We start from the raw sequence: 21,651 nt of genomic DNA on the forward strand, positions 1-21,651 counted from the left end.
GTCGCGAAAAACGAAAAAAAAGAATAGACTTTTTCTTTTCGTTTTGGTAAGCTTTATATAGTTCAAGTGCCAAAAATAAATATGCCATTATATGGAAACCTTCACCGAAGATTCGCTCTTTTGGTGAAGGTTTTTTGTATATTGTCTGATGATCTTCCATTGTTTTTTAAGGCTCGTTTACAATAAAAACATCGATTCTATAAAATCCGTATTTGCTTTTCCTCTATAATAAAATAGGGTTTGTTTGTAAAAAGATTGATCGATTAGGAGGCTGCTATAATAGGAGTTTTGCCGTATTGGTGTCGGACAGCGATTGAACAACCAAAAAGTGGCTTTACGACTCTTACTTCTGCTTTTTGATTGTTACAATCGCGCTCGTTGTCGAAAAAACGATTCTTGACGGTTTCACAAACAAATTCTACAATTATTGAGAAAGCTACATTTTTAACGAATAATTAGGGGGACAATCACATTGAAAAAGAAAGTTTTTGGCTCGTCACTTGTAGCTGTTACTGCCCTAGTTCTTGCCGCGTGCGGCGGAAATGACACGAACTCAGGTAACGGAGGCGACAGTGAGGACGGCTATTCGCCAACAGATGTTCTAAAAGTGCAATTTGTTCCATCACAAAACGCTGAAAATCTTGATGTGATTGCAGCGCCGCTAGAAGAGCTGCTTTCAGAAAGGCTAGATATTGACGTAGAGGTGTCTGTGTCGACAGACTATCCGTCTGTTGTAACAGCGATGGGTTCAAAAACGATCGATGTCGGTTTCTTGCCGCCAAATGCCTATGTAACAGCGAATGAAGAAGGCTATGCAGATGTACTGCTCCAATCGTTGCGCTATGGTGTAAATGAAGAGGACGGGTCCCAAACGGACGAACTAGTTAACTCGTACAAATCTCAATTCGTCGTGATGGCAGACTCTGATATCGAGTCCCTTGAAGATTTAGAAGGCAAAACCATCGCTTTCCAAGGCGCCACTTCCTCAGCAGGATATGTATGGCCAGCAGCTTCTTTGCTTGACGCAGGCATTGACCCGCAAAATGACGTAAAGGGCGTTGAATTTCAAGGGCATGACGCTGCGCTTATTGCGCTTCTCAATGGCGAAGTCGACGCAGCCGTAACTTTCCAAGATGCACGTAATACGATTAAAGAAGAATTCCCTGACGTGTGGGAGCAAACCCGAGTTGTGGCTTTAACAGAAGACATTCCAAATGATACCGTTTCCGTTCGCTCTGATCTGTCTCAAGAGTGGCGCGACAAAATTGCTGATGCCTTTATTGAGATCGGCGAAGACCCAGAAGGGCGCCAAATCATTTTTGATATTTATTCCCACGAAGGGTACGAGCTTTCAGAGGACAGCAATTTTGACATCGTCCGTGATTATGCGGAACGAATCCAACAACCATAAGGATCAATAGAACGTTACTTTCATTTATTCATAGCGAGAGTCCGCCTTGCGGGCTCTCCACTTATGTATTGTATGGCCATTTCCCTATCATGATCAGTTTATAAGAGAGTTGGGATACCGATGATCGAAATAAAAAATGTATCGAAAACCTATCCAAACGGGACGAAAGGCTTAAAAAATATTGATTTAACGATTGAGCGAGGCGAATTTGTTGTCGTCGTCGGCCTGTCTGGGGCGGGAAAATCAACATTGCTTCGTTCCATTAACCGATTAAATGAAATTACTGACGGCGAAATTCTCATTGACGGCCTATCCATTACGAAAGCAAAAGGAAAGGAATTGCGGCAAATACGGCAAAGAACGGCGATGATTTTTCAGAGCTTTAATCTTGTAAAACGTTCCTCTGTCTTGCGCAACGTGCTGTCAGGCCGCGTCGGTTACCATGGAACATTGCGGACCGTTTTAAATTTATTTCCTAAGCAAGATGTCGAGCTTGCCTTGCAAGCGCTCAACCGTGTCAATATCCTTGAAAAAGCCTATTCCCGAGCAAGTGATTTGTCTGGCGGCCAACAACAGCGTGTAGCGATCGCTAGAGCACTTGCACAAGAACCAAGCGTCATTTTAGCAGACGAACCAACCGCTTCTCTCGACCCATTGACAACGAAACAAGTTATGGACGATTTAAAACGCATTAATAAAGAAGACAAGATTACAACAATTGTCAACTTGCATTTTATTGATTTGGCACGAGAGTATGCGACACGGATTATTGGCCTCCGGGCTGGCGAGGTTGTATTTGACGGTCCTGTCTCAGAAGCAACAGATGAAAAATTTGCTGAAATTTACGGGCGCCCGATTCAAGAGGACGAGCTCTTAGGGGAGGAATTGGATGAACCAGCAAGCGAACATGCCAGTCAATAAGCCCCCCCGGACAAAACTTTATATGACATTATTGCTGCTATTTGCCCTTATAGGCGCGAGCGCTTGGTACATAGATGCAAACCCGCTCATTATTTTAAGCAAGTGGCAAAATGTATTTGAACTCGTCTTTAAAATGTTTCCACCTGATATGACTTTTTTTGTGAATGCGACACAGGCAATGCTTGATACGATCCGAATGGCATTAATTGGTACGACGATAGGCGGAATCATCTCCATCCCGATTTTATTCCTTTGCGCACACAATATTGTCAATACGCCTTGGATTTACCAACCTGCCCGGATTGTCTTGAATATGCTGCGGACAGTGCCAGATTTGTTGCTCGCCGCCATCTTTGCCGCCATTCTTGGTTTCAACACATTAGCCGGCGTAGTGGCGCTTAGCATCTTTTCAATCGGAATCATTGCCAAGCTTTCATTTGAAGCGGTGGAAAACATCGACCAGGGGCCGTTGGAATCAATGACATCGGTTGGCGCCAACAAAATCCAATGGATCGTCTTTGGCGTCGTTCCGCAAGTGTTGCCTCAATTTACGTCCTATGTTCTATACACATTCGAAATTAATGTCCGTGCCGCTGCGATTTTAGGGTTAGTTGGAGCTGGAGGCATTGGACTTTTATACAAACAGGCAATTGGCTTTTACAATTTTGACCAAGTATTGGCGTTAATCCTTTATACATTTTTAGTTGTATTGCTAATCGATTTTATTAGCTTAAAAATTCGGGAGCGTCTCATATGAGTGATTTAAGAAGCACAATCGAAAAGCCGAAAAAGCGCCGGATCCAATCAGCCGCGATTATTCTTGGGCTGCTGCTCCTTTACATTTGGGGCTTTGGCGGCATTGATTATAGCGGAATTACGAAAAATGCCTGGGTGATTACAGGCGCGATCATGGACGGATTTTTAAATCCTGATTGGTCTTATGTATACCGTCCAGGCGAAGTCGATTTAATTTCAAATTTGCTTGAAACGTTTGCCATTGCTCTTGTTGGCATTAGCCTCTCTGTCGTTCTTTCCTTTCCAATTGCATTTTGGGCAGCGAGAAACTTAAGCGTAAAGCGAATTGTCTCAGGATCAGGGAAGTCCTTTTTAAGCTTTTTCCGTACATTCCCTGATATGGTCATGGCGTTGCTATTTATTGCGATTGTTGGCCCTGGCCCGTATGCTGGAATGCTCGCCCTTGGCTTTAGTGCGATCGGCATGCTTGGCAAATTATACGCCGAAGAAATTGAATCGATTGATCCCGGCCCTGCAGAAGCGCTCGTTGCCGCTGGGGCAAACAAATTGCAAATCCTCTGGTTTGCGGTCGTTCCCCAAGTGTTGCCTGGCTTTATTTCTGCGACATTGTACCGATTTGAAATCAATATGCGCTCGGCTTCGACACTTGGTGTGGTCGCTGCTGGAGGGATTGGCACGCCGCTTTTGTTTGCCATTCAAGGCAGAAGTTGGGACCGTGTCGGCATTATTTTGATTGGCTTAGTCGTATTTGTGTTGATCATTGATTTAATTTCCAGCGCATTGCGCAAAAAAGTTGTGTAATTGTCAGATTGAGCGAAAATGCTTGTTTCTCTCCAGTCTGACCAATGCCAAATTAGCTGGCATGCATGATTCTTTTTAGGAGGATAAACGTTGCCATCGATTTTATTTATTGGCGCTGGCCGCATGGCTGAAGCGATTTTTTCCGGGTTGTTGCGCCAGCCTAAGCAACCATTTGATTCAATTTATGTCACCAATCGCACGAACAAAGAGCGCCTTGGCGAGCTAGCACAACGTTATGCCATTACGCCAGTTGACACACATGGAGCGATTGCCGCAAAGGCAGATGTCCTTCTGTTAGCGATGCCACCGTCTGCCCATGGAGAAGTCCTTTCCGAGTTGGCCCCTATGATTCGCGGCCAACTCATCATCACCGTTGCTGCTGGAATTGGTCCGAGTGACATGGAAGCACAATTGCCGGAAGGAACAGCAGCGGCATGGATTATGCCGAATACGGCGGCACAAGTTGGCACATCGATCAGCCTCTACGCATTCGGGAAAAACGTAGCTGAAAAGCAAAAGCTGCTCGTGAAAGAGATTGTTCACGCCATTGGAGCAGGGGAAGAGCTATCGGAAGAGCAAATTCATGATTTAACCGCGATCACGGGCAGTGCGCCGGCTTTTGTCTATGAATTCGCGCTGCAACTGGAAAAAATGGCTTTATCCTATGGCATCACCGATAAACAAGCGCGGCATTTGGTAAAAACGATGCTTGCTGGCAGCGTAAAGATGTTAGAAACAGGCGCTCCCCCGCAGGAACTGCGTGACCAAGTGACGACGCCTGGCGGTGCGACTGAGGCAGGGCTTGTTTCCCTTGGCAATGACCACTTTTCCGCGATGCTTGAACGTGCGGTTCATGCTGTGACAGACCACGCAAAAAACAAACGAAATTAACTACTACATGGATCTTTTTAGAAAGCGGCCTATAAATGAACGAAAAACCGCTGATAGCAAACACTGTTATCAGCGGTTTTTATGCACTCTTTTTAACGTGACGGTACCATTAAAGTCCTTTATCCTCCCTAAAAACAATCCGGTTCCGCTTTAAATAAACGAGGATAAATGCCAATACTGCTAGTTCGGCGAACGGAATGGATAGCCAGATCGCATTGGCGCCAAACACAAACGGGATGGTAAGAAGAAACAGTAGCATAAAAAAAATCTCTCTGCCTGCGGTAATCCACGTCGCTACTGCCACAGAACCAATTGATTGAAAATAACTCATTAAGACAAAATTAATCCCCATGACAAAATAAGCAATGAAAAACAAGCGTATCCCAAGGGTAGCCATTTCCTTTACTTCAGTGGGAAAATCACCAAATAAATGGACAATCGGTGTAGCTGCCACTTGGCCAATTAAGAAGCAAGCCGCCCCAGCGATAAAAGCAGTCCTTATAGCGATTCGCATAATCGCCCGTTTTTTCGCGGTTTCATCTGCTCCGTGGAAGTAGCTGATGATCGGCTGAATCGCCGATCCCATTCCTAAGAACATAAGCAACATGACGCCATGAACATAATTTAAAACAGAAAAAGCCGCTACGCCCACTGTGCCCGCTAAACGGGCAAACATAATGTTATGTGAAATCGTAAATACAGAAATGCCTACTTCAGCAAGAAAACTTGGGAAGCCAAATGTAAACGCTTTGACCGTTAAAGGCTTTTCAAATCTAAATGGAACAAGTTTGAGATTGCTTTTCTTCGTAAAAAAATGGGTAGTGAGCACAAGCAACCCTAATGTTGCCGCCAAAATCGTGCCAAACGCAATTTCACGAACCCCCATATCAAACACATATAAAATCATATAGTTGATCCCTACATTGGAAAAAGCGGTTGTTACAAGCGCTGCCATCGCCAAGTTTGGATTGCCGTCATTGCGTACAAAAATGCTAAACGCATTTTCCAATGTGAAAACAAAGCCAAACACTAAAAATACATTCATATAATCAGCGGCAAACGGAGCCGTTTCATCATTGGCGCCCAGCGCATAAACGAGCGGTTCATGGAACATCCAAGCAATGAAGCCAATGATCAGTGTGCCTGACCCAATTAAGACTAAAGAATGGGTAAAAATAAATCGGGCACGCTCGGGCTCTTTTCGCCCCATGCTCTGAGAGTACAAGGTCGCACCGCCAATGCCAAGCCAAAGGGACATTGCGACAAACACGGTGTATACCGGTCCAGCAATATTAACGCCAGCAAGAGCGACTGGGCCCAATTTATTTCCGACCATAATTCCATCAACCGCCAAGTTGACAGCCATTAAAATCATCCCAACTAATGATGGGATTAAATAACGGAGAAATATTTTCCCTATTGGTTGTGTGTCTAAAGGATTTTGTGTATGTTGTGTACTCACGTATCTTCACCTGCCATAATTCCTCGCCAAAAAACGGCCCAGCCAGCAGCCGTCTTTTTCTTGATTCTTTCTTTATCTGCCCCATACACGAGCTCAATAGCCAAAGCATCCAACAATGCCATAAAAGCAAGCGTCGGCGTTTCCGGGTTTTGGCTTCCGATTCGTTTCGCCTTTATCGCTTTCGCAAACAACTGATAGATGAGCCTTTCAATTTGCTCCTCATTGCGCATAAAGATCTCCTCAACTTCATCATAAAGGTGAACGGGCGGGAAAAACGAAATTCGCAGCCAAAAGAAAAACCGTTCATCTTCCTCTACAAGTCGTTTATGTTCAGACACATAACGGTAAAGTTGTTGTTCAAAGGCTTCGTCTTCGAAGTCTTCGAGCAGCTGCTTTTTCATACCCAATTCCAACTCAGCCACATCATGAACGACTTGCATAAACAAATCGTCTTTCCCGTCAAAATGCGTATAAATGCTCTGTTTCTTTATGCCCGCTTCATGGGCGATTTGCGACAACGATGCGCCTTCATAGCCATGCCGTGAAAAAAATTTAAACGCGGCGGCTTTAATGTCTTTAGCTGTCATTTTCCACCCCACCTTCCGAACGTTCGTCAGGAAATTATAGCAAATGCTGCTCGGAAAGACTAGTTTTATTTTTTAAGAGAACGAGCCAGCTTGGAAGCACATGGCATCACAAGCTGGCTCATTTTTTCTAGGAAAGGTCGATTTTTGTGATTGTTTGACCTACTAGATCGACGTGAAAAACTTCGGGGCACTGCATTTGTTTCCATTGCTGAAAACCAAATTGTGGATCGATTGTATGCAACAGCAACGAAATTAGGTTTCCATGGCTAACAATGACAGTGGGTTCTTCAGTTTTTGCGGCTTCCTCCACAACGGCCAATATCCGCTTTTTTGCTTGATTGGATGACTCGCCACCTGGCCATTGTTTGTCCATGTCGTGAAAACTGCTCTCTAACAATTCCAACCAATTGTCTGCCGGTTTCCCGCATAAAACCCGTTCCTGTAAACGTTGGTCTTGCTTTATACGAAGCGCTAATTTTTCTGCGGTTGGTTTAGCGGTCGCCACTGCACGGGCAAATGGGCTTGAAACGATATGTTTAATGCCTTTTCGATGAAAAAAATCAGCTAAGCGTTCAGCATCGCTTTCCCCCTTATTTGTTAAGGGAGCATCGGGCTGTTGCCCAGTTGCCTCGGCATGCCGAACGATATATAAGGATGATTTCAGTGTTTACGCCTCCTTTACATCTTCCTTAAACTCATGGGAAAATAATGAAAAACAGACAAGGAGTTTCCCTATGCACATCCAACTGTCAGATGGCTGTCTCGTCTATGCGAATAAGCGTGTCACCGGATTACCAACACTCTTCCTACATGGCGGCCCTGGATATTGGAGCGGCTCTTTTGAACAGCTCGCTGGCCCCATATTGGAGAAAACAAGAACAATGATTTACCTTGATCAACGAGGTTGCGGTCGTTCACAACATGCGCCTTCGTCTACCTACCGTTATGACCGCTTGCTTACAGATATGGAAGAAGTCCGCCGTTTTTTTGGCTTTCACAAGTGGAGCGTGTTCGGCCACTCGTTTGGCGGCTTACTCGCCTTTCTCTATGCCTTACAGTACCCTAACCGGGTAGATTCGTTAATTTTATGCAATACGACGTTGTATATGGCTGAATCGTTAACCTATCAACTAAAGTACGGGAGCAATCTTCTCGGGAAAACCGTTAACCCGCCTACACAAACAAGTTTATTGGTGAAGCACTTTCAAGATACCATTATCCAACTCCGTGAAGCGGGAAACTGGGAACGTATCCAGTTTCAACACACCGCACATGCAAAGCGGTTAGAACAGGCCGACGATCGCCCCGATAACCAAAGCGACCATCGCTTTCAGCAGGCATTCTTGCATTCTGACTTGTTCGCAATCGATTATCGAAAACGGACAACTGAATTTGTTAAGCCTGTCCTCATTCTTGCAGGCAAGCATGATCATGCAATCGGCCCTCACCATTATCAGCGTTTCTCGTTTCCAAACCAACAAATCGCGCTACTTGATTGTGGCCATCATCCTTACGCTGAAGATGTTGCAAGTTTTTACAAGGATATTGAACAATTCTCAAGTGTGAAGCTGTAAACAGACAAGGGGCTAATGGTGTTTACGACTCGTAGATGCTTTCGCCCCTTAACGCTGCATTCATAACCGATTGCCTTATTTCCCCTTCATTTTCGGGTCCAATGCATCGCGCAACCCATCACCGATCATGTTAAAGCCAAGCACGACTAGCATAATCGACAAGCCTGGGAAAAGGACAGACCAGTAGGCGTTTTGAATATAGCCTCTTGAATCAGCAAGCATTTTGCCCCACTCTGGCGTCGGCGGGCTCGCCCCCATGCCGAGAAAGCCAAGTGCGGCCGCTTCAATAATCGCGACGCCAAATCCTAACGTCGCCTGGACAATGATCGGCGCCATGCTGTTCGGGAGAATATGGTGGAACAGCAAACGGCCGTTTTTCATTCCTTGGGCACGAGCCGCCATTACGAATTCTTCCTGTTTAAGGCTGATGACTTTAGACCGTACAAGTCGTGCAAAAATCGGCACGTTAATAATCGCAATGGCTAGCATCGCGTTGGAAAGCGACGGGCCAAGAATAGCGACAATGGCAATCGCCAGCAAAATGCTCGGAAAAGCAAGCATCACATCAAAGACACGGGAAAGAAGCATATCAACCCACTTTCCGTAAAAGCCTGCAATCAGCCCGAGCAGCGTACCGACAACCATTGCACCGACGACGGCGAAAAAGCCGATCAAAAGGGAAATCCGCGCTCCATAAGCGACTCTTGTAAACACGTCGCGGCCGAGATCGTCCGTACCAAACCAATGATCGCCAGAAGGGGGCAATAACCGAATCGACGAATTGGTTTCAGCAAATGAATACGGCGTTAAATAAGGGGCCAGCAATGCGAGTAATAGAAAACAGATAATAATGATTAAACCAATTAAAGATAGTTTATTTTCGATTAGCTGAACAATCATAGTCGCCCATGGAGACTTTGCTTTGTTCTCCTTTTTATCTGGACGCTTGGGAGATGGGTTTGTTGCTAACTGCGTTTCCGTTTCCACATCCGGTCCCCCCTAATCATATTTAATCCGCGGGTCAATGGCGGCATAAAGCAAATCAACCACTAAATTGATACAAACAAAAATGAAGGCGATCACAAGAATCCCTGATTGAATGACCGGATAATCCCGGTATGAAATGGCGTCATAAATGTAGCGTCCAATCCCTGGCCAACTGAATATCGTCTCCGTTAAAATCGCACCACCTAAAAGAGTGCCCGCTTGTAAACCAACGACTGTGATGACAGGGATAAAAGCGTTTTTCAAGGCATGCTTGTAGATGACAACAGACTGGTTCGACCCTTTTGCTTGGACAGTGCGAATATAATCAGACCGGAGCACTTCAAGCATGCTTGAACGGGTCATCCTGGCAATGATCGCCATCGGAATGGTGCCAAGGGCAACCATTGGCAAGACTAAGTGTTTGAGCGTCGTCTCTAATTGTTGCCAGTTCCCAGTCAATGCTGCATCTAAAATATAAAGATGTGTGATCGCTTCAACTGGTTCACGAGGATTGTTGCGGCCAAAAGCTGGAAACCAGCCAAGCTCCTGGGCAAAAAACCATTGTTCCATTAATGCGAGCCAGAAGACGGGCATGGAAACGCCAATCAGTGCGATAACCATGCTTGTATAGTCAAAAATCGAGTTTTGCTTCCAGGCGCTAATAATTCCGGCGTTGACGCCAACAAAAATCGCAAACAACATCGCAAAAACGGTTAACTCTAATGTTCCGGCCAAATACGGCCACATTTCTTGAGCAATGTCATTATTCGTCCTAAGGGAAACCCCTAAGTCGCCTGATAGCAAATCGGATATGTAAACGCCATACTGCACCCAAAACGGCTCATTTAAGCCAAGCTGTTCTTCAAGTGCTGCAATCGCTTGCGGCGTTGCTTGTTCCCCTAAAATCGTTTGCGCTGGGTTCCCAGGAATGAGCTGGATAATCGAAAATGTCACAAGCGTCATGCCAAAGAGAACCGGTATAAGCAAAAGAACCCGGCGAATCGCGTACGCCAACATCGGCTTCACCTCATTTTATTGAATAAAGACAGGCAGCAGGAAATTGTCTGCTGCCTGCAGTAGGCTAGTTTGAAATTTCTACATGTTTCAAGCTCTCGCTTGTTGACGGATGCGGAACATAGCCGGAAATGGTGTCGACGCCAGCGAGCGCAGGAATGGCATGGACAAGAGGCACCATTGGCGCTTCCTCATGAATGATCAATTGCGCTTCTTCGTACAATGCCGCCCGTTCGTCTGGATCAATCGTCGTCTTTGCTTCTGCTAACAAGGCATCGACTTCTTCGTTGCTAAAAAACATTTGGTTGCTGCCAGGAATGCCGTCTGTAGACAATAAGCTGCCAAGGAAGTAATCAGGGTCGCCATTGACGCCAGACCAGCCAAGCATGAACATATCTTGATAGCCAAGCTCGATTTCCTCCAAGTACGTTGCCCATTCTTTTGTGACGATATTAGCAGTAATGTTTAATTCACTCAGGGCATCTTGGATCACCACCGCTGCTTGTTCAGGATCAGGCATGTAAGGGCGGCTCACCGGCATCGTCCACAAGTCAAATTCAAATCCATCGCCATAACCAGCTTCTTCGAGCAATTCTTTTGCTTTATCCATATCGTATTCATAGGCGACAACGTCATCATTGTGCCCAAGGTAGTCTTTTGGTACAGCATTGGCAGCCGGCTCCGCCAATCCACCGTAAATATTATTAATAATTTCGTTTTTATCAATGGCGTGGTTAATAGCCTGGCGCACGCGGACATCATTAAATGGCTCCTTTTCTATGTTGAAGCCTAGATAGCCAACGTTGTTTGGCGTCCGCTCAAACGTTGTTAATCCTGCTTGCCCTTCAATCATGGCGGCATCATCAGGGGCAAGGCCATCCATTAAATCAATTTCACCAGATTGGAGCGCCGTTAAGCGCGCTGAGTTATCAGGGATCACTTGGAAAGTGACGCCATCTAGTTTTGGCAAGCCCTCCTGCCAGTAATCTTCATTTTTTTCGAGGACAATGCTTGCGTCTTTTGTCCAACTGACAAATTTGAACGGCCCTGTACCAACTGGATTTTCATCAATATCAGCGCCATATTCTTCAAGGGCTGCTGGAGATGTTATCGCAAAATAACTCATCCCCATGTTTTGTAAAAATGAACCAAGGGGTTTGGACAGGACAAACTCGACTTCATAATCATCAATCACATTAATTTCCTCAATCACATGGCCATCATCGCCTTTAAAACCGCCGAACTGGGTGCCATATACACTGTAACTGTACCCTTCATCGGTAAAGGCATATTCATGATCCGGGTCTGCCCAGCGCTCAAAATTTGTTTTCACTGCATCGGCATTAAATGGCGTGCCATCGTGAAATGTAACACCTTCTTGTAAATAAAACACATAACGGAGCCCTTCGTCATCAACATCCCAATCTTTAGCAAGCCCTGGCTCCAATTCAAATGAATCATCGGCAAATTCAATCAACGTTTCATAAATTTGTTTGGTCACACGAGACGATTCCCCGTCTGTAACCGAAGCATAATCAAGGCTTTGCGAGTCGCCGCCACGGGCAAAAATAAGCGTGCCTCCGCTGCTGCTTTCTTCACCGCCGTTGTTGTTTTGTTCGCCATTTCCATCTGTGCTTGTTTCATCGCCTCCGCATGCACCAAGGACAAAGACGGCTAACAACGCCGCAGAGAAAAGAGGCATTTTTGCTTTTTTCATTTGATCATCTCCTTTTCGGTGGTTTCATTATACAAATGGCACGCTGTAAACTGCCCATTGCCGACGTCACGCCAAACAGGCGTTTTTATTTTGCATATGTCCATACACGAGGGGCAGCGCGTGTGGAACGTACAGCCACTCGGTGGATTTGACGGGCTTGGCACATCGCCAGTAAGAACAATCCGTTCATTCGTAATATCTGGGTCAGGAACGGGAACGGCTGACAATAATGCTTTTGTATACGGATGCTTCGGACGCTCATATAACGTGTCTTTGTCCGCCAATTCGACAAGCCGGCCAAGGTACATCACACCGACACGGTCACTGATATGCTTGACCACGCTTAAATCATGGGCAATAAACAAATATGTAAGCTTAAATTCGTCTTTTAATCGTTCCATTAAATTTAAAATTTGTGACTGCACCGAAACGTCTAATGCGGAAACCGGCTCATCGCAAATCACAAGTTTTGGGTTTACCGCCAGTGCCCTAGCAATCCCAATCCGTTGGCGCTGGCCGCCGCTAAACTGATGAGGATAACGCTTTGCATGTTCTGGACGCAAGCCTACCGTTTCTAATAGCTCTGCGACTTTCTGTTTTCGTTCTTCCTTCGTGCCAATGCCATGCACGTTTAAAGGCTCGCTAATGATTTTTTCAATTGTGTGCCGTGGATTCAGGGAAGCATATGGATCTTGGAAAATCATTTGCATATCCCGGCGCAATTTTCGTACTTCTTCAGCGGACAAAGCTGTCACTTTTTGACCGTTAAAAACGACTTCCCCTTCCGTCGGCTCGATCAAGCGCAAAATCGACTTTCCCGTCGTTGACTTACCGCAGCCTGATTCGCCAACAATTCCTAAAATTTCGCCTTCCTTGACCGAAAATGTCACACCATCTACTGCTTTCACTTCTCCGATTTTTCTGGAAAATACGCCGCCATTAATGGAAAAATACGTTTTTAACTGCTTTACTTCCAAAATCGGCTTAGCCGGCATCTTCGTTGCCTCCTTCATATAGCAAACAACGGCAAGCATGGCCGTCCTCTAGCTCAAGAAGCGCTGGATTTTTCTGAAAACAGGCCTCAAAAGCAAATTCGCAGCGTTCAGCAAAACGGCAACCTTGTTCAATTGCTCCTGGCTGTGGGACAGTGCCTGGAATCGAGTACAATTGCTGTTTTCGTTCTGTAAGCTTTGGCAACGAACGGATAAGTCCCTGTGTATACGGATGTTTCGGCTGTTTTAAGATCGTCCGCACAGTGCCTTCTTCCACAACTTGTCCCGCATACATGACAACGACTCGGTGGCAAATGTCGGCAACAACGCCTAAGTCATGGGTAATGAGCAAAATCGCCATGCCCTTTTGTTCATTAAGAGATTTCATTAAATCAAGAATTTGCGCTTGTATCGTGACATCGAGCGCTGTTGTCGGTTCATCTGCAATGAGCACTTCTGGATCGCAAGACATTGCCATTGCAATCATAATCCGCTGCCGCATCCCGCCTGAAAGCTGGTGGGGATACTCATGAATGATTTCCTCCGCTCGCGGTATGCCGACATCGCGTACTAGTTGGATCGCTTTGGCCCGGGCTTCTTTTTTGCTGATTTTGTTATGGTTGCGAATTGCCTCAATCAGTTGGTTTCCGATTGTAAACAGAGGGTTAAGGGACGTCATCGGCTCTTGGAAAATCATTGAGATTTCTTTTCCTCTTAACCGTTTCATTCGCTTGGCCTTTGCCTTTGCAATGTCTTCGCCTTTATAGAGGATTTCGCCACCGGCAATTTTTCCAGGCGGACTTGGAATTAACTGCATAATCGACAGCGACGTTACGCTTTTGCCGCAGCCAGATTCACCGACAATCCCTAACACTTCCCCTTTTCGGACATGAAGGCTGACGCCATCTACTGCAGGAACGGCTGTTTTGCCAGACTGGAACGTTGTCTGCAAATTTTTAAGCTCTAACACCACTTGTTCCATCGGCACCCTCCTTTTTCAAAAGTATCGAAATATATCTTTTAAGATACATAAGTTTTTATAATAAAGCAATAAATTTTTACACTTTTATTATTATTTTTCCTTCATTTTTAATTCTCTATGTTATGTTTTCTAACAAGGCGCGTTCGTTTTCTCACTTACAAACCCTTCCTGTCTTAATTAGTTGCATGTTTCGATTTTCCTTCTATGAATTTCCCTTCCTTTCTCGTTCAAAAAAACAACGGGCTAAAAACGAGCCCGTTGTTTTTCCTGTACATCTTTATTCTGTTCTTACTCGGTTTCTGCTTCACTGTCTGTCTCTTGTTCAGTGCTGTTTTGGTTTTCTGGTTCTCCACCTGTTTGCGTTTCATCGAGTTCAAATTCTTCCACTTCGCCAAATTCGTCATCAACAGTTGCATTCGTAAATTCAATCACTTGCAATACATTTTCTTCTGTATCGACCACAAGTGCTTCAATCTCATCGCCTGGCTCAATAAATACCGCATTAGCGCTAGTGGTGACGTCAAATTCAAGCACACGGCTCTCCCCTTCTAGCAACACTTGCAAAAAGCGGCTATTAAATGTATCGCTTACCCGGTATACCTTACCAGAAACGGTTTCTTGCTCGTATAAATCGGTCGGGATATAGTCATCATCTGCCAAATCAGTCGCCAGCATTTGCCGATAATTATGAAAGGCTTCTTCACGGGATGCGCCTCTTGCCACACTGGAAGAATCGGCGTGTACCATCGCGATTTCACGCATTAAGCCACTTTGGTCGACAACTGGAACGACCCACGTGTAATTGTCATAAACCGAGTAAAGGACAGGTTGTGTTCCTTCCCATTGTTCACGTTGGTAGGAACGGTTGACCGCATCCAGAGCGCCACGGGCATTGGTCATTCCTGAATTTCCTGTATAATAGGTTGCTTCCCCTGTTTGCGCATTTACCATTGTAAAGCCAACCATCGCATTTGAATCTTGATTGGGCCGCATATGGTCAATCATCCAGTACATATCGCCATCGGCCCCTAATACGCCGATCATTTCCTCGTCACTTGTCGGCTGGTGGACGCCTTCCTTCGCAAACAAGGCGTTGATTAAGCCGTTGCTGTAAGTACCAAACCAGTTCGCATAATCGAGGGCGATGCTATAATCAATCGCATTGTCGACAAACTCAGGCTGTTCCCCTAATCGATACTGCTCCATTTCCCCCGTCACTGCATCGACTAGTATCACACCGTCTGCTTTCGGTGCTGTGCGGTAGTGTTTGTAATAAGCATATGAATAGGCGTAATACGGGTTGCCATCATCGTCTGGTTCAAACGAATAGCCAAGTAAAATGATATCACCATATGCTTTGCGGACATGGCGGTCAAGATTCTCACCAAAAAAGGCACTCGGCACATATTTCATTTCATAGTCATCAACAAGCTGTGCTTCCGCATTCGGATTTTCAGCACTAACCATGACATAGCCTGGTGCATGGTCAGCTCGCAGCCACCGCCAAATACTCGAATATTCAATCGGCGATACCCAGAACAGTTCGTCATTGATTTTCTGGATGCTCGTTTCCCCTAATTCATAAAACGAGTAATTGTCAATGTTGCCAAAGACGATTTCCGATTTGTAACGCGCGTATGTATAAGGCACGGAACGAACCCCGTCTTCTGTCACCGATTCAATTTGCTCTTCACTCACCTCAAATTCACCAAGCTGTGCGAGTTCTTTTGTTACGGTCAATGGATACACATAATTCATCGCTAACAAACCAAGCAAAAGCAAAACGCCAATGCCGCTTTCCTTTCCGACAGAAAAACTTGGTTTCTTTAACTTTTTCACCTTACTGCCTGATTTTTTGCTTGGTTGCGGAACGAAATGAACGAGCCCGGAAACAATTAAATTGATTGCGACAACAAAACCAAACGTATTTAATAGGCCAGTGACACTAACGTCAATTAACCATACATAAATAAATAGAAAGCTAAGTACAAGTCCAAATAAATAACGGGCTCCTTGTGCATACAACCATGATTTCGGTCTCTCTTTTAAGCGACTGGCCCATGTAAATACATTTAAATTGACACATGTGAACGCCATAATCAAAATCCAACTGAGCATATCTTTCTCCCCCTCTCTCTCCATTTATACGCATGCTGGCGCTAAAAAGTTTCATACCGCCCCTTTAAGTGAGTAGTGAGTTTAATTGCTCTGGATCCCACTTAGTCACCGTCCCTTGATGAAACACCATCTTCCACTTTCCTTGCTTATTTTGCCATATCGAACTGCGAAGCGTCCTCCTGCCGCTATTTTTGTTAATGATGAAATAAGTGGCAAGTGCCGTATCCACCGCAAGCATCCGAACTTGAAAATGGGACAATTTCCAATGAGGAACTGTTTTTTGATTTTCTGCAAATACATCCTCTTTGTGGATCACTGTACCGGAACTGCCAAATTCAAAAAAATCATCATCCAAAAGCTCACTAAGGCGGTCGAGCGATGTCCGCACTTCTGCAGTAAGCAACGCTTCTTCTTGGCTTTTCAACAACTTCGTTAGCTCTTCCATTGTATCCCCCTTATTTGAGTCTTTTTTCTGCCCATTCCTCTCGTAAAATCGCATACAAGTACTCATCCCACCAACCGCCTGACCGAGTAGGAATGCATTGCCGGCAAAATCCTTCTTTACGCATACCAATGGTCTCCATTAACTTCCAAGAGGCGATGTTTTCCGGCTGGCACGTGGCTACAATGCGATGGAGACCGATGTTAGAGAATCCCTCCTCTATACAAGCTTGTGCAGCTTCTGTCGCAAAGCCTCTCCTTTGCCATTTTGGATCGAATACCCAACCAATCTCATACGTATGGCCGCCAAAGTAATCAAAAAAATCAATATGCCCAATTAAAGAATCGCTGTGTTTTTCGATCACAGCAAAAGCCTTTGCATTATTACCGCTATTCGTTCTCACAAATGCTTTTGCTCCTTGTTTGTCTAATGCTCCACCTGGTATATAGTGCATGACCGCCGTTTGCCTAGCATAGTCATACAATCGGCTCCAATCGCTTTCTTGAAAAGGTCTTATGAATAGACGGTTCGTTTCTAACTCCATGGTCTTCCTCCCTTTCATCCTTATTTCCTCGTTTTCTTGACAGAAATACAAATAGCCTTTACGATATAATTCGGACTAAATTAATAAGATTAGAAGGTGATTTTGTTGTCTGTAATCGCATCATCGCAACCACACCGAGACATCCAACAGAACAAAGCACCCGCTTTAAACCGCCCGCAAAACCGGCTTGTCATTGGCGGCCTTGTGGTCGCGGCAGCGTTAACACTATTTTTGGCTTTTACACAAGATATTGTCCAACCGCTGCTCCTTGTCATCGGTTTAGGGCTTGGGTATACATTATTCCATGCTCGTTTCGGCTTTACATCGGCTTTTCGACGCCTAGCCTCTGTCGGCAACGGCCAAGCGATCCGTGCCCATATGGTCATGCTTGCTGTTGCTTGTTCTTTATTTGCGCCGATTCTCGCAATAGGCACAACATTTTTTGGCGCTGAAGCCACAGGCAACGTCTCGCCTGTTGGCGTCAGTTTGATTGTCGGCGCCTTTTTGTTCGGCATCGGCATGCAGCTTGGCGGCGGCTGTGCCTCAGGGACTTTGTATGCCGTTGGCGGCGGCCGTTCTGTTATGTTTATTACGCTATTATTCTTTATCATCGGTTCAACAATTGGCGCTGCACACTTTAGCTTTTGGATGAACGATATGCCAGCCGCAGAACCGTTTTCCCTTGCTACGTCGACGAACCTTGGCTACGGCGGTGCTTGGCTCGTATCGTTGTTGATTTTTGGGGCCGCCATCCTGTTGTCGCTCTGGATTGAGAAAAAACGCAACCCGCCGAAAATGGCTGCTTTGCCGTCAGCAAGTGGGTGGAAACGGATTTTCCGCGGTTCGTGGCCACTTATGGCCGCTGCAGTTGCCTTGGCAGTGCTTAATGCGCTTACTCTTCTTACGCGCGGTTCGCCATGGGGTGTAACGTCAGCTTTCACGCTCTGGGGCTCAAAAGCAGCAGACGCGCTTGGATTTAATGTAGAAAGTTGGGGTTACTGGCAAGGCAACATTGACGCGCTCCATGCGTCCATTTTCGCCGATACGACAACCGTATTGAACTTTGGCGTCATTTTAGGAGCCTTTATTGCGTCTGCCGCAGGTGGCTTATTCAAATTCTCAAACATTACCGCCAAAAATGCCGCAGCATCCGTGATTGGCGGATTGCTTATGGGCTACGGCGCACGCCTTGCTTTTGGCTGTAACGTCGGCGCTTATTTTAGCGGCATTGCTTCCTTTAGTGCCCATGGCTATATTTGGGGGGTAATGGCACTTGGCGGTACCTTTTTGGCTCTCTATTTACGGCCTCTTTTTGGCCTTTCCGTACCAAAACCGAAAGACACATTTTGTTAAACCGAACCGGCTTGGGAATCTTCTCCAGCCGGTTTTTTTGTGCGCTGACGCCTTCAATTGAGGTTATTGTAGCATAGTGGCAGATGGGCGAAAAAAATTTTCCTAAAAAAACAAAAAAGTTTGGCGCTGTAATGGACTAAATCGCCAAACTATTGTATGGTGTTTATTATAGAAATTTTCATTCGATATAATGGCATAATCGTTCTTATTTTAAAGAGTAGGAGGACACCCCATGAGAAAACATCTTTTATTTACGGTTGCACTTACATCTATAGCTGGCCTTCTTGTTGCTTGCGGAAGCACAGAGCAATCAGGCGAAGCGGAAAGAGAACGTGTTGAAATTGGCATTGTCCAGTACGCTGACCATCCTTCATTGGACCAAGCAACAGAAGGGTTCCGCGCAGCGCTTGAGGACTCAGCGCTCAACGTAACATTTGACGAAAACAACGCGAACGGAGATGCCAATACGTTGCAAACGATCGCTGACAAGCTTATTGGCAATGAAGTTGACCTAGTATTTGCCAATGCTACACCAGCAGCACAGATTATGGCCTCATCGATAACGGAAGTCCCTATTCTGTTTACCTCTGTTACGGACCCAGTAGGGGCTCAACTTGTCGATTCATTAGAAGAGCCAGGGGGAAATGTATCAGGCACGGTTGACTTCCATCCAGAAGCGATTGAAAAATCAATCGCATTAATGGATGAAGAGTTCGACCTCGAACGGATTGGCATGGTCTATAACGCTGGCGAGCAAAACTCGCAACACCAAGTGAACCTTGCCAAAGAAGCTGCTGAAGCTAGGGGAATGTCCATTGTTGAGGCAACGGTGCAAACATCTGCTGACGTGCAAACGGCGACAGAAAGCTTAATTGGCGACATCGACGCCCTTTATATCATTACAGATAATGATGTTGTTGCTGGATTGGATGCCGTTATCGGCGTCGCGGAAAGAGAGCAATTGCCATTATTTGTAGGTGAAATGGACTCTGTCGAAGCAGGAGGGCTTGCTGGTTTTGGCTTTTCTTATTACGACATTGGCTACAAGGCAGGAGAAATGGCCGTTGAGATTTTAAATGATGGAGCCGATGTAAGCACGATGTCCGTTGAGCTGCCGCCAGAACTCAATTTAGTGTTTAACCGCGGTGCGGCGGAACGAATGGGAATTGAATGGCAAGACAATTGGGAAGAGCTTGCTGATGAGGTCATCGATGAGTAACACGAAGGAAGTGAAAACCGGATGTTTACCGCTGTTTTTGGAGCTGTAGAGCTCGGCTTAATTTATGGAATCATGGCGCTCGGCGTCTACTTGTCATTCCGGATTCTCGATTTTCCTGATTTGACCGTTGACGGCAGCTACGTAACAGGTGCTGCCGTTGCTGCGATTATGATCACAAGCGGCTACTCGCCATTGCTTGCTACGTTTTGCGCCCTTGTTGTCGGCTTTATCGCCGGTTGCTTAACAGGAACGCTTCATACAAAAGGAAAAATCAATCCCCTTTTATCCGGAATTTTAATGATGATTGCTTTATATTCGATTAACTTGCGGATTATGGGCAACAGCCCAAACATCTCGCTGATGCGTGAGGATTCATTGCTGACTGTTTTTACAGACTGGTGGGCAGGATTGCCGATTGACAACGCGGTCAATGGCGCCTTAACTTCGATTGGGCTAGGCGGATTTACTCCATCAAGCTGGTCAATCCTTGTGTTCGTCATTGTCCTCGTCTTAGCAGTCAAGCTTGTCATTGACTTCTTTTTAAAAACGGAGTCAGGCCTTGCCTTGCGTGCAACTGGCGACAACCCGAAAATGATCCGCAGCTTATCAGCTAATACAGACCGCCTTAAAATCATCGGCCTCGGCATGTCCAATGCCTTCGTTGCACTAGCCGGTGCAACCGCGGCCCAGTATACAAAATTTGCTGACGTCAACATGGGCATTGGGATGATTATTATCGGGCTTGCTTCTGTCATTATTGGTGAAGCCCTGTTTGGCAAAGGATCGCTCGTTAAGATTACATTTGCCGTCATTATTGGCGCTGTTGTCTACCGCATCATTATTGCACTGGCGCTTCGCGTTGAGTTTTTAGAAGCAGGCGATTTGCGGTTAATCACAGCAGTGATCGTCATTTGCGCCCTTGTTGTACCAATGCTGATCGAGCAGTCACGCAACAAAAGCCGCAAAGCAAAACGGCTTAAAGCGATTCAGCAAGAAAGAAAGGAGGCCAGCAGCCTTGCTTCGCCTAAATGATGTTTATAAAGTCTTTAACGAAGGCTCTGTTGATGAAAAAATGGCGCTCCAGTCAATCAATCTCACACTGGAAGAAGGCGACTTTGTTACTGTGATCGGCAGCAACGGCGCCGGCAAATCAACATTGATGAATTTAATTGCTGGCCACCTGGCGCCTGATGTCGGCACGATTGACATTAACGGAAACAATGTCACCAATCTCCCTGAACACGAACGGGCTAAACTAATTGGCCGTGTGTTCCAGGACCCGCAAGCAGGCACAGCTCCTTCGATGACGATTGAGGAAAACATGGCAATGGCGTACAGCCGCGCCAAAAGGCGATCGTTTTTTCGGATCGGGGTAACCAAAAACAGGCGCGCTCTTTTCAAGGAACAACTTGCCTCGCTAGGCATGGGCTTAGAAGACCGTTTAACGGCTAAAGTCGGATTTCTGTCAGGTGGGGAACGGCAAGCGTTGTCGCTTTTGATGGCGACTTTTACAAACCCGTCAATTTTATTGCTAGATGAACATACAGCTGCACTCGATCCATCCCGGGCCGAACTGATTACAGATAAAACACGGGAAATTGTTAGCAAAACCAAATTAACAACACTGATGGTCACCCATAATATGCAGCAAGCATTGGATCTTGGCAATCGGTTGATTATGATGGACAAAGGACAGGTTATTTTTGAGGCAACAGCAGCCGAAAAGCGGAAACTGACCGTCGAAAAGCTGCTAAGTGAATTCCAAAAAATTCGCGGCGGCCAATTTGCCGATGATCGGGCCGTTTTAAGTTGAGGCAACGCTTTATGTCTGGATAATGGCGGCTATGTGGCTCCATTAATCGGAAACGTTACAGTCCAAG

General features: G+C 45.7%; 21 protein-coding genes. 10 read left to right on the forward strand and 11 right to left on the reverse strand.

Annotated elements, in window-relative coordinates; translation table 11 throughout:
* Nucleotides 1–472: 472 nt before the first annotated feature.
* The 5 genes from phnD to proC all read left to right on the forward strand — a co-directional run bounded on the left by phnD (nt 473) and on the right by proC (nt 4,780).
* Nucleotides 473–1,411, forward strand: a complete 939-nt coding sequence (gene phnD / locus BUC05_RS12185) for a phosphate/phosphite/phosphonate ABC transporter substrate-binding protein (RefSeq protein ID WP_011246102.1) — start codon at nt 473–475, stop codon at nt 1,409–1,411.
* 120 nt (nt 1,412–1,531) lie between these two features.
* Nucleotides 1,532–2,332 (forward strand): phosphonate ABC transporter ATP-binding protein, encoded by an 801-nt coding sequence (gene phnC, locus BUC05_RS12190; RefSeq protein WP_011246101.1) that lies wholly within the window; start codon nt 1,532–1,534, stop codon nt 2,330–2,332.
* Nucleotides 2,301–3,089, forward strand: a complete 789-nt coding sequence (gene phnE / locus BUC05_RS12195) for a phosphonate ABC transporter, permease protein PhnE (RefSeq protein ID WP_011246100.1) — start codon at nt 2,301–2,303, stop codon at nt 3,087–3,089. Before phnC ends, phnE (BUC05_RS12195) begins: the two co-directional genes overlap by 32 nt.
* Nucleotides 3,086–3,889: a phosphonate ABC transporter, permease protein PhnE gene (gene phnE, locus BUC05_RS12200; protein WP_011246099.1), complete on the forward strand. Its 804-nt coding sequence runs from the start codon at nt 3,086–3,088 to the stop codon at nt 3,887–3,889. Before phnE (BUC05_RS12195) ends, phnE (BUC05_RS12200) begins: the two co-directional genes overlap by 4 nt.
* Before the next feature lie 90 nt (nt 3,890–3,979).
* On the forward strand, nt 3,980–4,780 hold the full coding sequence (gene proC, locus BUC05_RS12205; protein WP_011246098.1) for a pyrroline-5-carboxylate reductase: 801 nt from the start codon (nt 3,980–3,982) through the stop codon (nt 4,778–4,780).
* Between the two features lie 109 nt (nt 4,781–4,889).
* Here the strand turns inward: proC and BUC05_RS12210 are convergent, their stop codons facing one another.
* The 3 genes from BUC05_RS12210 to BUC05_RS12220 all read right to left on the reverse strand — a co-directional run bounded on the left by BUC05_RS12210 (nt 4,890) and on the right by BUC05_RS12220 (nt 7,493).
* Nucleotides 4,890–6,242: an MATE family efflux transporter gene (locus BUC05_RS12210; protein ID WP_011246097.1), complete on the reverse strand. Its 1,353-nt coding sequence runs from the start codon at nt 6,240–6,242 to the stop codon at nt 4,890–4,892.
* Complete coding sequence (locus BUC05_RS12215) at nt 6,239–6,829, reverse strand: TetR/AcrR family transcriptional regulator (protein WP_011246096.1); 591 nt, start codon at nt 6,827–6,829, stop codon at nt 6,239–6,241. Before BUC05_RS12215 ends, BUC05_RS12210 begins: the two co-directional genes overlap by 4 nt.
* A gap of 127 nt (nt 6,830–6,956) precedes the next feature.
* Nucleotides 6,957–7,493, reverse strand: a complete 537-nt coding sequence (locus BUC05_RS12220) for a histidine phosphatase family protein (protein WP_035206044.1) — start codon at nt 7,491–7,493, stop codon at nt 6,957–6,959.
* Nucleotides 7,494–7,563: 70 nt separating this feature from the next.
* Between BUC05_RS12220 and BUC05_RS12225 the strand changes: the two genes are divergently transcribed.
* Nucleotides 7,564–8,403, forward strand: a complete 840-nt coding sequence (locus tag BUC05_RS12225; RefSeq protein ID WP_011246094.1) for an alpha/beta hydrolase — start codon at nt 7,564–7,566, stop codon at nt 8,401–8,403.
* Between the two features lie 75 nt (nt 8,404–8,478).
* On the opposite strand, the gene BUC05_RS12230 is transcribed toward BUC05_RS12225, so the two are convergent.
* The 8 genes from BUC05_RS12230 to BUC05_RS12265 all read right to left on the reverse strand — a co-directional run bounded on the left by BUC05_RS12230 (nt 8,479) and on the right by BUC05_RS12265 (nt 17,199).
* Nucleotides 8,479–9,390, reverse strand: coding sequence for an ABC transporter permease (locus BUC05_RS12230; RefSeq protein ID WP_011246093.1), 912 nt, complete (start codon nt 9,388–9,390; stop codon nt 8,479–8,481).
* A 12-nt stretch (nt 9,391–9,402) separates the two neighbouring features.
* Nucleotides 9,403–10,407 carry an ABC transporter permease gene (locus tag BUC05_RS12235; RefSeq protein WP_011246092.1) on the reverse strand — a complete coding sequence of 335 codons (1,005 nt, stop codon included), beginning with the start codon at nt 10,405–10,407 and terminating at the stop codon, nt 9,403–9,405.
* Nucleotides 10,408–10,471: 64 nt separating this feature from the next.
* On the reverse strand, nt 10,472–12,121 hold the full coding sequence (locus BUC05_RS12240; RefSeq protein ID WP_011246091.1) for an ABC transporter substrate-binding protein: 1,650 nt from the start codon (nt 12,119–12,121) through the stop codon (nt 10,472–10,474).
* A complete protein-coding gene (locus BUC05_RS12245; protein WP_011246090.1) occupies nt 12,118–13,116 on the reverse strand; it encodes an ABC transporter ATP-binding protein in 999 nt (332 codons plus the stop codon). Before BUC05_RS12245 ends, BUC05_RS12240 begins: the two co-directional genes overlap by 4 nt.
* Entirely contained in the window at nt 13,106–14,095 is a 990-nt protein-coding gene (locus BUC05_RS12250; RefSeq protein ID WP_011246089.1) for an ABC transporter ATP-binding protein, read from the reverse strand. Before BUC05_RS12250 ends, BUC05_RS12245 begins: the two co-directional genes overlap by 11 nt.
* A 288-nt stretch (nt 14,096–14,383) precedes the next feature.
* On the reverse strand, nt 14,384–16,213 hold the full coding sequence (locus BUC05_RS12255) for a hypothetical protein (protein ID WP_011246088.1): 1,830 nt from the start codon (nt 16,211–16,213) through the stop codon (nt 14,384–14,386).
* Nucleotides 16,214–16,277: 64 nt separating this feature from the next.
* Entirely contained in the window at nt 16,278–16,658 is a 381-nt protein-coding gene (locus BUC05_RS12260) for a nuclear transport factor 2 family protein (RefSeq protein ID WP_050748955.1), read from the reverse strand.
* 10 nt (nt 16,659–16,668) lie between these two features.
* Nucleotides 16,669–17,199, reverse strand: coding sequence for a GNAT family N-acetyltransferase (locus BUC05_RS12265; protein ID WP_011246086.1), 531 nt, complete (start codon nt 17,197–17,199; stop codon nt 16,669–16,671).
* Nucleotides 17,200–17,304: 105 nt separating this feature from the next.
* On the opposite strand from BUC05_RS12265, the gene BUC05_RS12270 reads away from it, so the two are divergent.
* From BUC05_RS12270 to BUC05_RS12285, 4 genes are all read left to right on the forward strand, one after another.
* A complete protein-coding gene (locus BUC05_RS12270; RefSeq protein WP_011246085.1) occupies nt 17,305–18,552 on the forward strand; it encodes a YeeE/YedE family protein in 1,248 nt (415 codons plus the stop codon).
* 232 nt (nt 18,553–18,784) lie between these two features.
* Complete coding sequence (locus BUC05_RS12275) at nt 18,785–19,771, forward strand: ABC transporter substrate-binding protein (protein ID WP_073304832.1); 987 nt, start codon at nt 18,785–18,787, stop codon at nt 19,769–19,771.
* 21 nt (nt 19,772–19,792) lie between these two features.
* Nucleotides 19,793–20,803, forward strand: coding sequence for an ABC transporter permease (locus BUC05_RS12280; RefSeq protein ID WP_011246083.1), 1,011 nt, complete (start codon nt 19,793–19,795; stop codon nt 20,801–20,803).
* The gene (locus tag BUC05_RS12285) at nt 20,787–21,584 is read left to right on the forward strand and encodes an ABC transporter ATP-binding protein (RefSeq protein WP_011246082.1); all 798 of its coding nucleotides are present in this window, start codon (nt 20,787–20,789) and stop codon (nt 21,582–21,584) included. Before BUC05_RS12280 ends, BUC05_RS12285 begins: the two co-directional genes overlap by 17 nt.
* The last annotated feature ends 67 nt before the right edge of the window (nt 21,585–21,651 follow it).

This window comes from Shouchella rhizosphaerae, assembly GCF_900142675.1.
Lineage (GTDB): Bacteria > Bacillota > Bacilli > Bacillales > Bacillaceae_D > Shouchella > Shouchella rhizosphaerae.